Annotated in this window: 11 protein-coding genes; 3 read left to right on the forward strand and 8 right to left on the reverse strand. The window is 57.3% G+C overall.

Features of this window, described 5'->3' with window-relative positions:
* Positions 1 to 27: 27 nt before the first annotated feature.
* A complete protein-coding gene (locus ACR0J0_RS01470; RefSeq protein WP_480660751.1) occupies positions 28 to 1,095 on the forward strand; it encodes an agmatine deiminase family protein in 1,068 nt (355 codons plus the stop codon).
* 81 nt (positions 1,096 to 1,176) lie between these two features.
* Here ACR0J0_RS01470 and ACR0J0_RS01475 read toward each other — a convergent pair whose 3' ends face one another.
* The 4 genes from ACR0J0_RS01475 to hemA form a co-directional block, all read right to left on the reverse strand.
* Entirely contained in the window at positions 1,177 to 1,947 is a 771-nt protein-coding gene (locus tag ACR0J0_RS01475) for a hypothetical protein (protein ID WP_480660753.1), read from the reverse strand.
* Between the two features lie 185 nt (positions 1,948 to 2,132).
* Positions 2,133 to 3,254, reverse strand: coding sequence for a flavodoxin-dependent (E)-4-hydroxy-3-methylbut-2-enyl-diphosphate synthase (gene ispG, locus ACR0J0_RS01480; RefSeq protein ID WP_480660755.1), 1,122 nt, complete (start codon positions 3,252 to 3,254; stop codon positions 2,133 to 2,135).
* 70 nt (positions 3,255 to 3,324) lie between these two features.
* Positions 3,325 to 4,539, reverse strand: coding sequence for a helix-turn-helix domain-containing protein (locus tag ACR0J0_RS01485; protein WP_480660757.1), 1,215 nt, complete (start codon positions 4,537 to 4,539; stop codon positions 3,325 to 3,327).
* Between the two features lie 129 nt (positions 4,540 to 4,668).
* The gene (gene hemA, locus ACR0J0_RS01490; protein ID WP_480660759.1) at positions 4,669 to 5,892 is read right to left on the reverse strand and encodes a 5-aminolevulinate synthase; all 1,224 of its coding nucleotides are present in this window, start codon (positions 5,890 to 5,892) and stop codon (positions 4,669 to 4,671) included.
* Positions 5,893 to 6,227: 335 nt separating this feature from the next.
* On the opposite strand from hemA, the gene ACR0J0_RS01495 reads away from it, so the two are divergent.
* Positions 6,228 to 7,613, forward strand: coding sequence for a dipeptidase (locus ACR0J0_RS01495; protein WP_480660761.1), 1,386 nt, complete (start codon positions 6,228 to 6,230; stop codon positions 7,611 to 7,613).
* A gap of 131 nt (positions 7,614 to 7,744) precedes the next feature.
* On the opposite strand, the gene lpdA is transcribed toward ACR0J0_RS01495, so the two are convergent.
* Entirely contained in the window at positions 7,745 to 9,139 is a 1,395-nt protein-coding gene (gene lpdA, locus ACR0J0_RS01500; RefSeq protein ID WP_480660763.1) for a dihydrolipoyl dehydrogenase, read from the reverse strand.
* Between the two features lie 216 nt (positions 9,140 to 9,355).
* Between lpdA and ACR0J0_RS01505 the strand changes: the two genes are divergently transcribed.
* Positions 9,356 to 9,790, forward strand: coding sequence for a hypothetical protein (locus tag ACR0J0_RS01505; protein WP_480660765.1), 435 nt, complete (start codon positions 9,356 to 9,358; stop codon positions 9,788 to 9,790).
* Here ACR0J0_RS01505 and ACR0J0_RS01510 read toward each other — a convergent pair.
* The 3 genes from ACR0J0_RS01510 to queA form a co-directional block, all read right to left on the reverse strand.
* The gene (locus ACR0J0_RS01510) at positions 9,787 to 10,365 is read right to left on the reverse strand and encodes a DUF924 family protein (RefSeq protein WP_480660767.1); all 579 of its coding nucleotides are present in this window, start codon (positions 10,363 to 10,365) and stop codon (positions 9,787 to 9,789) included. The two genes, ACR0J0_RS01505 and ACR0J0_RS01510, sit on opposite strands and share 4 nt — an antisense overlap.
* A 109-nt stretch (positions 10,366 to 10,474) precedes the next feature.
* Positions 10,475 to 11,746 (reverse strand): MFS transporter, encoded by a 1,272-nt coding sequence (locus tag ACR0J0_RS01515; RefSeq protein ID WP_480660769.1) that lies wholly within the window; start codon positions 11,744 to 11,746, stop codon positions 10,475 to 10,477.
* 112 nt (positions 11,747 to 11,858) lie between these two features.
* Entirely contained in the window at positions 11,859 to 12,905 is a 1,047-nt protein-coding gene (gene queA / locus ACR0J0_RS01520; protein ID WP_480661204.1) for a tRNA preQ1(34) S-adenosylmethionine ribosyltransferase-isomerase QueA, read from the reverse strand.
* Between the last annotated feature and the right edge of the window lie 4 nt (positions 12,906 to 12,909).

A 12,909-nucleotide genomic window follows, 5' to 3' on the forward strand; every position in this document is an offset into this window, starting at 1 on the left:
ACCACCATTCCTAAAAGGTGATCTTGCATGAACCGACGGGGTGTTTTGCTTTCCGGTGCGGCGTTGGGTGTCATGGGTTTTACTGGTCAGTTATTAGCTCAACCTTCGGGTCTTTTTGTTCCGGCCGAGGAAGCGCGTCACCAGCGGACATTCATGCAGTGGCCGGTCAGCCGACAAGTGTACAACGATGCCCACCTTCTCGACTTGGTGCAGCAGACGATCGCCGACATTGCCAACGCGATTTCGGATTTCGAACCGGTGACCATGCTGGCAGCAGCCGATCACCATGCGGCAGCCCGCAGGAAATTGTCAGCGTCGGTCGAACTTTGGGATGTTCCCACCGAAGACCTCTGGTGCCGGGACGCTGGCCCGGTATTTCTGGTCAATGACAGCGGAGAGATGGCAATCCGCCGGATCCAGTTTAATGGCTGGGGTCGCAAACAGGTGCATAAACACGACGCCCGCATCGCCGCTCGAGTGGCCGAGCGTTTGGGCCTGCCGCTGCTGCCCTCGGGCCTGAACGGCGAAGCCGGCGGTGTTGAGCAGGATGGCCACGGGCTGCTGATGGCCCATGAAAGCTCGTGGGTGAATGACAATCGCAACCCCGGCCAATCCCGCGACGAAATAGAAGCCAAGCTGCTGGCCGCCTATGGTGCAGACCGAATGATCTGGTCAAAGGGGGTCTGGGGCGAAGACATAACTGATTACCATATCGACAGCCTCGCGCGTTTCACCGGTCCGGGCCGTGTACTGGTCAACCTGCCGGACGAACCCGACATGGACGACCCTTTCCACCTTGCCGCGCTGGATACATATGACCGGTTGATTGCCGAAGGCTTGCAGGTTGACGTCATTCCCGAACCCTTTGAACCGCGTGTAAAAGATCTGGAATTCGTGGCATCTTACGCAAACTACTATGTTTGCAACGGCGCCGTTGTGATGGCCCGGTTTGGCGACCAGGAAACCGATGCAATGGCGCGTGATGCTTTGGCCCAGCACTATCCCGGACGCGAAATCGTTTCGCTGAACGTCGACGTTTTGGGAGAGTCTGGCGGCGGTATCCACTGCGCTACGCAACAGATGCCCGCCGTGTAGTTTCCCTGTCTGGGCCGAACAAATTCGATGAGCCTCGGACGGATTAACTGCCCAGTGTAACTCACACCAAACTCAAGGCTTTTACAGCCCAGACATCTGCTCAGCTCGCGAGACATACTCGTCGTCAGAACGCCCGAAGGTATCATCCACCCACATCCGGAACCCCGCCGTGGGCGATGTCCGGTCGAAACACCGGGTTGAGAACAACCGGGTCCCATTTGCAGTGCGCTCGAACTTCCGGGCCATCCACCCGCTGGCGCCATCCGCTGTCTCTTTGGCACTTAGAGCCTGAAAACGGACACGAACACGCGCGTCAGGCTCGAGCTGTTCAATGGTCTGCATCTCTTCGATCCGTGTCAGGTCATCGACCTGCTCGACTTCTACAAAGCTGACCCCGGGCTCAACCCATTTCATCGAAACCGTCTTTTCGCCGCCATAGGTGTCGAACGTATCGGGTGTCACGACCAGAAACGGCCACAGTTCATCAGGGGCGAGGCGCGTGATTACCTTGCTGTCAAAGGCACGCCGCCTGGCGGGGAGAAACCGGTCAAGCCAACCGCCACCATAAACAGCAAAAACAAGATACAGGAACATGAGCGTTAGAACCGTCGAGGATGCCTCAAATCCCGAGCCCTCGTACCCTGCCCCGTACAGGCCCATCCAACAAATGAACGGCAGTGAAAAGGCCACGGACTCGGTTGCGGTTCGGACACTTGGAAAAAGGAGCGCGATGGTCATCAAAACCGGCGTCAGGATCAGGGTAAAGGCCACCCCGTAGGCCAGTTGAAACGGAATACCGAACACGATGCGGTCGTCATCTATTCCCGCCACCAAACCGGCAATGAATGTCATCAAAGCGATTATCAAAAATCTGCGACGCTCGCGAAACAGGCGTCGTTTTAGAGAGACCATCATTACCTCCAAACAACATTAGAGTGTTGTGGAGAGAAAATAGGGCGCAAGTTTGACAATCCGCGGCCATATCTGGGATTACCGGATTGAAAGGAAAGCGTTTTTCGAAGGGTGCCTTCAGTCGACTATTCTGCGGCTTCTTGCGCTGCATTCAGTTCGGCGGCCTTTTTCTCGACCTCTTCGACGATGTGTTCAATCATCTGGTCGTTCGACATCTTGTGGCTGGCCTTGCCTGCCAGATAGACCATGCCGGACCCTGCACCGCCGCCGGTGAAGCCAACATCGGTCATCAGCGCTTCACCCGGTCCGTTGACGACGCAACCGATGATTGACAGGCTCATCGGCGTCTTGATGTGTTCCAACCGCTGCTCCAAAGCTTCAACGGTCTTGATCACGTCAAAGCCCTGACGTGCGCAGGATGGGCACGAGATGATGTTCACACCACGATGGCGCAGGCCCAGAGATTTCAAAATCTCATAGCCAACCTTGACCTCTTCGACGGGATCGGCGGACAAGCTGACGCGGATCGTGTCTCCGATGCCCATCCACAACAGATTGCCCAGTCCGATAGCGGATTTGATGGTGCCCGAAACTAGCCCCCCTGCCTCGGTGATACCAAGGTGGATCGGCGCATCCGTGGCCTCGGCAATTCCCTGGTAAGCAGCCGCCGACAAGAAGACATCGCTGGCTTTCACGCTGATCTTGAACTCGTGAAAGTCGTTGTCCTGCAGGATTCGGATATGCTCCAACCCGCTTTCGACCATCGCGTCAGGGCAAGGTTCGCCATATTTTTCAAGCAGGTGCTTTTCAAGGCTGCCCGCGTTCACGCCGATACGGATCGAACAATTGTGGTCACGTGCCGCCTTGATGACTTCTTTTACACGTTTCTCGTCGCCGATATTGCCCGGATTGATCCGCAGGCAGGCGGCCCCGGCTTCGGCGGCTTCGATGCCACGGCGGTAATGGAAATGGATATCTGCCACTATGGGAGCCGGGCTTTCGCGCACGATTTCCTTCAGCGCCTTCGACGATGCCTCGTCCGGGACCGATACACGAACGATATCGGCACCAGCCTCCGCCGCGGCCTGAACCTGAGCCACGGTCGCAGCCACATCCGTTGTCAGAGTGTTGGTCATCGTCTGAACCGCAATCGGCGCGTCGCCCCCGACCGGAACATTCCCGACCATGATCTGGCGGGATTTGCGGCGATAGATGTTGCGCCACGGGCGGACGTGATTGAGGGACATGAGGATGGGTCCAAAGCTGCCTGAGTTGGGTCTTAAATAGTTCGCCTACCCGGGCACCGCAATGGTCAGATCACTCGGCCGGTGCTTCTGTGACTTGTGACTGAAGTTCGGCCACCAACTGCTTAAGCGCGCTATTCTGTTCGGCCTCAAGATCAGCGACCTTATAGCGCTCGGCGACAGCGTCCTTGGACAGAACAACGCCCTTGGTCACGGTTCCGGGCTTACCGACCGGTCCGTAGTGCTCTCCGTTCATCGAGAAATAGACGGCACCCGAAGCCCCTGCGCGCAGTTGCGGCGGTTCTTCGGTCAAGGGTATCTCGAACGTATTCCCCTGTTCGACTGTACCCAAGGTGCCCTCGAACAGAACGCTGCCATCCGCGGCTCGGATGCGCATCCACGCAGGCCCAACGGCCACGATTTTCAACGAGGTATCTACCTGTTCGACCACTTGCGGCAATGCCGGACGCTCAACCGTGTGAACCTCGGCCACTTCGACCTTGGGCGGTTCTGGTGGGCGGAAAGTACCGACAGTACGCGGATCCAGTGTGGAGATCGGTGCATCGCGTGCCACGAGAACCGGTACGTCCAAGGCCTGCGGGCGATATAGACGGTCCAGAGCTTCGGCATTCGGGGCCGAGGTTTCGGTCGGGTCGACAATCTCGATTACACCACGGGCGGCGTCCAAAGGATCGAGATCGGACAGAACGACGGGGGCTTGTTCGACCGGGCTGACCTGCACTTGCTGGATTTTGTTCAGAACGGCCCAGCCGCCATACCCAATACCGCAGATCACCGCCAGCAAGACCAGCGAAGACCCGATCGCGCGTGGTTCGATCTGGCTGACCAGAGATTCCTTGCCCGGAATATATGGAGTGTTCGGTGAGATGAACGGGTCACGCCCCATCGGACCGCGCGACGGCAAAGCGCCGGAAGGTTTGCGCACAACCGATGCTTCGGCCGACATGCCATGGGCAACTTCGAACCCGCTTTCTGCGCAGAACGCGGCGAAAGTTTCGTCCGGGTTCATACCCAGATACCGGGCATAAGAACGTACATACCCGGCGATAAAGCCGGGTGTGTCGAACGCATCGGGATCAGCGTCTTCAATGGCAGCTATGTAGTTGGCTTTGATCCTAAGTTCGCGCTGAACATCCAGAAGAGACTTGCCCATGGTCGCGCGTTCGCCGCGCATCCTGTCGCCAAGCCGCACTTCGTAGTCGTCATAGCCTTTAGGCCGGACGTCCGTTTTATCTTTGGAATCGCGCTGTGATCTGCGCCCAATCATTCCTGCTGCCCCATTCTGCCTTATGCGCCTTACACGCTAACGACGAATCACTCCCATAACGATTCGTGCGTTTGTTTTGTTAGCGTAAGCTTAACACGCGACAAATGCATTGCACACTTTGGCGTGAGGTTAGCCGGCAAGTTCGGCGCGATTTAGCGCACAATGTGACCAAAGTTCGTCCATAGCCTGGATCAAACGGTTCATCTCACCCGGTCCGTGGACCGGTGACGGTGTAAACCGCAGGCGCTCTGTTCCGCGCGGAACTGTCGGGAAGTTGATCGGCTGGACGTAGATTCCGTGGTCATCCAGCAGCCTGTCGCTGAGGATTTTGGTATGCACCGGATTGCCGACAATTACCGGCACAATATGGCTGCCGTGGTCGATCAAGGGCAGGCCCATGCCTTTCAGACGCAGCTTGAGAACCTTGGCTTGGGTCTGGTGCTGATCCCGCAGTTCCTGCGCGCCCTTGAGGTAAGCAACCGACGCTGCAGCACCGGCCGCAACCGAAGGCGGCAAAGACGTCGTGAAGATGAACCCGGGCGCGTAAGAGCGTACGGCATCACACATTTTCTCACTGGCGGCGATATAGCCACCCATCACGCCATAGGCTTTGGCGAGTGTGCCATTGATGATGTCGATGCGATGGGCCAGACGATCACGTTCGGTTACACCACCGCCCCGCGGGCCGTACATGCCAACCGCGTGCACTTCGTCAATATAGGTCAGCGCGCCGAATTCGTCGGCGAGGTCACAAATCTCTTCAATCGGGCCGAAATCGCCGTCCATCGAGTAAACCGATTCAAACGCGATCAGCTTGGGCACGTTCGGATCGTCGGCCTCAAGAAGCTCGCGCAGATGGGCGACGTCGTTGTGGCGGAAGATGCGCTTGGCGCCGCCGTTGCGGCGCACACCTTCGATCATCGAGGCATGGTTCAGCGCATCAGAATAAATGATCAGCCCGGGGAACAGCTTGGGCAGAGTGCTGAGCGTCGCGTCATTGGCGATATAGGCGCTGGTAAACAGCAAGGCAGATTCTTTGCCGTGCAGATCGGCAAGCTCAGCCTCAAGACGTTTGTGGTAAACCGTGGTGCCCGAAATGTTGCGCGTGCCACCCGAACCTGCACCGGCGGCTTCAATCGCCTCGTGCATGGCGTTCAGAACAACCGGATGTTGCCCCATCCCCAGATAGTCGTTGCCACACCACACGGTGATGTTCTGCTGCGACCCGTCCGGGCGCGTGCGAACTGCGTGCGGGAAGTGACCATTCCGGCGTTCGATATCGATGAAAGTTCTGTAACGTCCTTCATCATGCAGCCTGGCAATCGCAGAATCGAGCTGAGCAGTATAGTCCACCGGTTTCTCCTTCTGTGCCCGGCATTGACCTGCTGGTTGCCGAACCCTGTATTCCCCCAGATGACAAAGCACACTGTCCCTGCGGTTTTGCTTCCCCTTGACTACCCTGCCTATCGGCATTGTTGGAGTCGCAACTTTGATTTGCATCAATTATCTCTGATCATGCCCTCGGACAAGCAAAGTTACGGCCATCAGACGCGAGGAAACGACGCAGGCCATCCCCACAGCATACATCCCGTTTCCGATAGTATACGCCAATTCCCACCGATACGCACTGGACGGCGCCTCCGGTGCTGATAGGTTCCGCATCAGTTCAATACAATCAGGAGAAGCCCATGTCGCTTGACGCTGTTCTGAGCAGGATCGACTCCGATCTGCCCACGTCCATTGACCGTTTGATGGAATTTCTGCGCATCCCGTCGATCTCGACCGACCCCGCTTACAAAGAGCAGGTCGACCAAGCCGCGGACTGGCTTGTCGCTGACCTGCAAAGCATTGGCATCGCAGCCGAAAAACGCGAAACTCCGGGCCACCCCATGGTTGTAGGTCATGTGGGCGAAGGTAGCGACGGACCCCATGTCTTGTTCTACGGTCACTACGATGTCCAACCCGTCGATCCGCTGGAGCTTTGGAACCGCGACCCGTTTGATCCGGCGCTGGAAGACACCGAAAACGGACAGGTGATCCGTGGTCGAGGTTCGTCGGATGACAAAGGCCAGTTGATGACCTTCGTCGAGGCCTGCCGCGCATGGAAGGCGATCCACGGTACCCTGCCCTGCCGCATCACATTCTTCTTCGAAGGCGAAGAAGAATCCGGCTCGCCGTCGCTGGTTCCCTTCCTCGAAGCCAACAAGGACGAGTTGAAGGCTGATCTGGCGTTGGTCTGCGATACCTCGATGGTTTCGCGCGGCGTGCCCTCAATTGCATCTCAGTTGCGCGGTATGCTCAAGGATGAGTTCACCATCATCGGCCCTCGCATCGACTTGCACTCCGGTCACTATGGCGGCCCGGGTCTGAACCCGTTGCGCGAATTGTCCAAAATCGTTGCCTCTTTCTATGACGACGAAACTGGGCGCGTGGCCGTTGAAGGGTTCTACGAAGGCGTACACGAAGTGCCCGCAGAGCAGCTCCGCCAATGGGAAAACTGTGGCTTCAACGAGGCTGAGTACCTGAATTCGGTCGGATATTCCCAGCCGCACGGCGAAAAGGGATACTCCACTCTGGAACAGCAATGGGCGCGACCGACGCTGGAAGTGAACGGTTTGTGGGGCGGTTACAATGGCGCAGGCTCGAAAACCGTGATCCCGTCCGAAGCCCATTGCAAGATCACCTGCCGTCTGGTCGGCGACATGGACCCCGACTCCCTGCGCACCAAAATCCGCAAACATGTCGAAGACCGCCTGTCACCTGACGCGAAGGTTGTGTGGGATAACGATCTTGAAGGCGCCCCTGCGTCGGTCATGAACCTGGACCGTCCAGAGTTCGAAGCCGCACGCGGCGCACTCTCGGATGAATGGGACCGTGAGGCTGTCTTCACCGGTATGGGCGGCTCGATCCCTGTCGTCGGCTACTTCGACAGCGTTCTGGGGCTGGATTCCATGCTGGTTGGTTACGCCAATGACGACGACGCCATCCACTCGCCGAACGAAAAGTATGATGTCAAAAGCTTCCACAAGGGCATCCGCTCTTGGGCGCGCATTCTGGAAGCTTTGAATAAGTAAAAGCACTTTGCGAGGCTCTGCCTCGCGCACCGAGGTATTTGAGGCCAGATGAAGTAAGGATCCCTCGCTTGATCTGGCTGAAAATACCTCGGGGGAGTCGCCGAAGGCGGCGGGGGCAGAGCCCCCTTCCCTTACATGTGGATCACACGACCGTAGGCGTCCAGCACACTTTCGTGCATCATCTCTGACAGAGTCGGATGCGGGAAGACTGTGTTCATCAGGTCTTCTTCCGTGGTTTCCAGCTGCCGGCCGACCACATAACCCTGAATCAATTCAGTTACCTCTGCGCCGATCATATGCGCGCCCAGCAACTCGCCGGTTTTTGCATCAAAGACCGTTTTGATCAGGCCCTCTGGCTCACCCAATGCGATGGCTTTGCCATTGCCGATGAAAGGGAACCGGCCGACCTTGATGTCGTAGCCCAGTTCCTTGGCCTTCGCCTCGGAATAGCCGACCGACGCAACTTGCGGCTGGCAATAGGTGCAGCCAGCGATGCTTTCAGGTTTTACCGGATGGGCGTGCTTGCCCGCGATCAATTCAGCGACCATAATTCCTTCGTGGCTGGCCTTGTGTGCCAACCAGGGTGCGCCGGCGATGTCGCCGATAGCGTACAAACCGTCAACGCCGGTGCGGCAGAACTCATCTGTCACTACATGGGTACGATCGATTTTGACGCCCAGAGCTTCGAGACCGAGGTTTTCGACATTCCCCACAATTCCGACGGCCGAAATCACGGTATCAAAATCGTGCTTCTCAACTTTGCCACCCGCTTCGATATGTGCGGTGACTTTGCCTTTGCCACGGTCCAACTGTTTGACCATCGCCTTTTCCATGATGGTCATGCCCTGCTTGGTGAAGGCTTTCTTGGCCAAGGCACTGATCTCAGCATCTTCAACCGGCAATACGCGATCCATCACCTCGACGACCGTCGTGTCTGCGCCCAATGTGTTGTAAAAGCTGGCAAATTCGATGCCGATCGCACCAGACCCAATAACCAGCAGCTTTTTGGGCATCCGAGGGGGTTGCAGCGCGTGCTTGTAGGTCCAGACCAGATCGCCATCGGCCTCAAGCCCCGGCAGTTCGCGCGCGCGCGCGCCTGTGGCAAGAACGATGTTCTTGGCCGTTAGTTCCTCGGTGCCCTTGTCGGTCTTGACGGTGACCTTACCCTTGGAAGGGATCGTGGCCTCGCCCATAACCACAATCACTTTGTTCTTTTTTAACAGGTGGCCGATGCCCCCAGAAAGTTGCGCCGCCACACCACGCGAGCGTTTTACGACCGCGTTCAGATCGTAGCCAACTTTGTCGGCACTCAGCCCGAAATCCTTGGCGCGCTCCATCAAGTGGAACACTTCGGACGAACGCAACAGGGCCTTTGTCGGGATACATCCCCAGTTCAGGCAGATGCCGCCCAGATGCTCACGCTCGACCACGGCCGTTTTCAGGCCCAGTTGGGCTGCGCGAATTGCAGCCACATAGCCGCCTGGACCGGCGCCGATTACGATCAGATCAAAAGATTGTGCTGCCATGTTTCCCTCTCGGCGCAGGTCGATTCAGAAATTAGTTTACCATTAAACTAATTTCTCGAACGCATCAATATATTGCTCCCGCGACAAAAGAGACGCCGGGTAAACTAGCGCAGATTGCGCTGAATTCAGCCTATACCGCGCGTGGTCGAATGGCTAGAACATAGGTACCGGCCCTGCCCGGACATTGCGAAACCCAAGTTATTCGAAAGGCTTACCATGGGCAAAACGCTCAAAGATCTGTTGCTCGCTCTATTGAACGCCACACTCATACTGGTCGCGCTGTGCCTGTTTTTGGGGTGGAAATTGGCATCTACAGTCGACGACATCACGGGTACATTCGCCGAAAAGGTTCAGATCGTTGCGCCTTTGAAAGAAGAAGTTCAGGGGGTCAGAGGCGAACTGACAGCTCTGCGTAGCGACCTGGCTTCCATTCAACTTGGGGAAACCGTCGCCAACAGCGCCACCGCCCAAAAGATTTCAGAGAGTTTGGCAAAACTGGACGGGCTGGAAGAAAAACTACAGGCGACGCAGGCGCGTATCGCAGATATTACGGAAACTCCGGACCAATTGGTAAACATCGCCATAGAGAACTCGGCCGACGTCATCGCCGACCGGATCATTGCAATCCGAGGCTGTGAGCCGGCGTCTTAGCCGGCTGCCTGCAGTTCGCGTACCGTCGATCCATATCCACCCATGTCGACATAGGCGGCCTCGTGCTCGGTCATCGGCCGTGACAATGCATCGTTGCGATACGGGAACCGACCGAATTTGCGGATCACCTCGCGATGCGCACGTGCGTGCAACAGGTTGCCGTCGTCGCTGTTGGTCATGTTCTGACACATCAGGCGCACACAGCGTTCCTGGTCACACAGGTTTTCCGAATGCATCATCGGCAGATAGAAGAACTGCCGGGCCGGTTCATCGATCTTGAGATCCCAACCCTTGTCCACAGCACATTTTGCCGCCGACAATGCCGCACGATCCGATGCAAAAGCCTTTGCGCTTCCGCGGAACATGTTGCGTGGGAACTGATCCATCAGGATGATGTACGCCAAAGCACCACTTGGGTATGTCAGCCACAGGGAAAATCTGCCTTCAATTGCAGCCTCCCAAGTGGTCAAGAACCTCTCGCGGATCTCTGTGTCCAATGCGTCGTCCTGTAAATACCAACCCTTCGGACCGACTTCATCTAACCAATAACTCAATACTTCTTCAGGACTTGCCATGCCCTTAACTCCGTCGTGTTTCCCACCCCAGGGACGTAGGGTCATTTAAGAACGTTTTACAGAGTTGTTACAGTAAAATATTGCAACACTTGCGACATAAACTTGTGTCTTAGGCAACATCTTGCGTCTCCTGCTCAGCTTCGGCGGCTTCGATGGCCACTTCTTGCGCAACTTCAACTGCAACCGGTGACGCTGTTGGATAGACCGGAGACATGGTTCCCGTTTCGTCGACCGGGATCGCCGCACGCTGTGTCGTACGGTACAGAGCGTACACCGCCATCGTGGCCAGCAGCGCCGCAATGAACAGGAAAAAGCCGGGCGGGCCAAACACCGCGTCGCCCATGAGCCAACCGGTAATCAGCGGGCCTGCGATCGCACCCAGACCATTGATAAACAGCAGCCCGCCCGAGGCGGCAGCCATGTCCTCATGATCCAGAAAGTCGTTCGCGTGGGCGATCAGCAAGGAATAAAGCGGGTTCGACATTCCGCCGATCACAAAGGCCGACACCAGCAGTAGCGGGAATGTCACGCCGAATACCATGCCCACTAAGGCCGCGCACGTCCCGACGCCGGCGACCAGCATGATCAGGAAACGGCGATCCATGCGGTCCGACATCCAGCCCAGCGGGTATTGCAGCACTAAAGCACCGACATAGAAAGCTGCAATGAAAGTCGAAATCTCGACCAGCGTCAGGCCCGCACGGGCACCATAGACCGACGCCATGCCGAACTGAGCCGAGAAAACGCCCCCCAGAAGGAACATGCCGACGCAACCCAGCGGCGAATACCCGAACAGCTCGCGCAGGGTCATCGGTTTCGTGGTGTCGAACGCTGGCGTGGGCGAGATGGACAAAAGGATTGGAGCAAAAGACACTGAAACCAAAATGGATGCGATGACAAAGGTATCGAAACCGGCTGGGTCGCCTAACAATACCAGCCCTTGGGCGCTGATGATGCCCATCATCTGGAAGATCATGTAAAGTGACAGCGCCTGACCGCGGTTTTCGTTGCTGGCGGCGTTATTCAGCCAGCTTTCCGCAGTCACATAAACACCGGAGAAGCAAAAGCCGATGACGACTCGACCCAGAATCCATACGATTGGGTCCGTCATCAGGGGGTAGAGGATCATGACGGCAGAAATGAATGATGCCAGCGCCGCAAAGACCCGCACATGTCCGACGCGCCGGATCATTTCTGGCGCAAGGCGCGATCCGCCCAAAAATCCCATAAAATAGGCCGACATCACAAAGGACATTTGCAGCGTCGAAAAACCCTCGATCTCGCCACGGACACCCAGAACCGTTCCTTGCAGGCCATTCCCGACCATCAACAGGCCCATACCAAGCAAAAGCGCCCACGCGCTGGAAAGGACCTGAATCATTTGGGCCTCCGAAAAGTTTCGACCTAGACTATGACGCCGTCCTGCAATCAAAAACGGCTTTGATCATGCTTGTCTACGACATTGGAAAGATTCGATCCCGACAACACGGCCTTTACGGGATCAAAAGCGACGCATCCCCGTAAGAGAAGAACCGGTATTTCTGTTCAATGGCGTGCGCATAGACCTGACGCATCCGCTCCTTCCCCATCAGGGCCGAGACCAGCATCAGCAAGGTAGATTTCGGCAGGTGGAAATTGGTCATCAGCGCATCGGTCACGTGGAACTGAAAGCCAGGGAAGATGAAGATATCGGTGTCCCCCTCCCACGGTTCGATCTCACCGGAGCGTGCCGCGCTTTCAATCAGTCGCAGGGCTGTAGTGCCCACGGGGATGACCCGTCCACCGGCGGCTTTGGTCGCGCGAATCTCCTGAACGGCGGCGGCGCTGACCCGTCCCCATTCAGCGTGCATTTTGTGCGTGGTCACGTCCTCGACCTTGACCGGTAAGAATGTGCCGGCGCCCACGTGTAGCGTGACGTGGCTGATTTCGACGCCGTGCGCGCCCAGCGCCTGCATCAGTGTTTCATCAAAGTGAAGAGAAGCCGTCGGTGCCGCAACCGCACCCGAGTTCCGCGCCCAGATCGTCTGATAATCCGTTTTGTCCTGTTCGTCTGCCGGACGTTTGGCCGCGATATACGGCGGCAGAGGCATTGCCCCGGCCTGTTCCAGGGCGGAGTCAAAGTCGTCGCCGGACAGATTGAACTTCAAATAGGCCTGCCCATCTTCGACGCGTTCCAGCGACGCGCTGAGTTGATCCGAAAACTGAATGTCCTCACCCAACTTCACCTTTTTCAGCGGCTTAATCAGCGCTGCCCATGTGCCGTCGGCTTGCGGGTCCAGCAATGTCGCCTCGATGGCCGCAGAAACCGGACCCTGCGCGCTGTCCCGGTGACGCCGACCGTTCAGGCGTGCAGGGATGACGCGCGTGTCGTTCAGCACCAGACGGTCGCCGGGCCGCAGCCAGTCGGGCAAATCAAACACATGCGCATCCGAGATCCCCTCGCCCTCGGCCACCAGTAGGCGCGCGGACGAGCGCGGGCTGGCGGGGCGTGTGGCGATCAGGTCTTCGGGCAGATGGAAATCAAAGTCGCTGAGTTTCATGGCC

The organism is Ruegeria sp. BF12, from assembly GCF_056538705.1.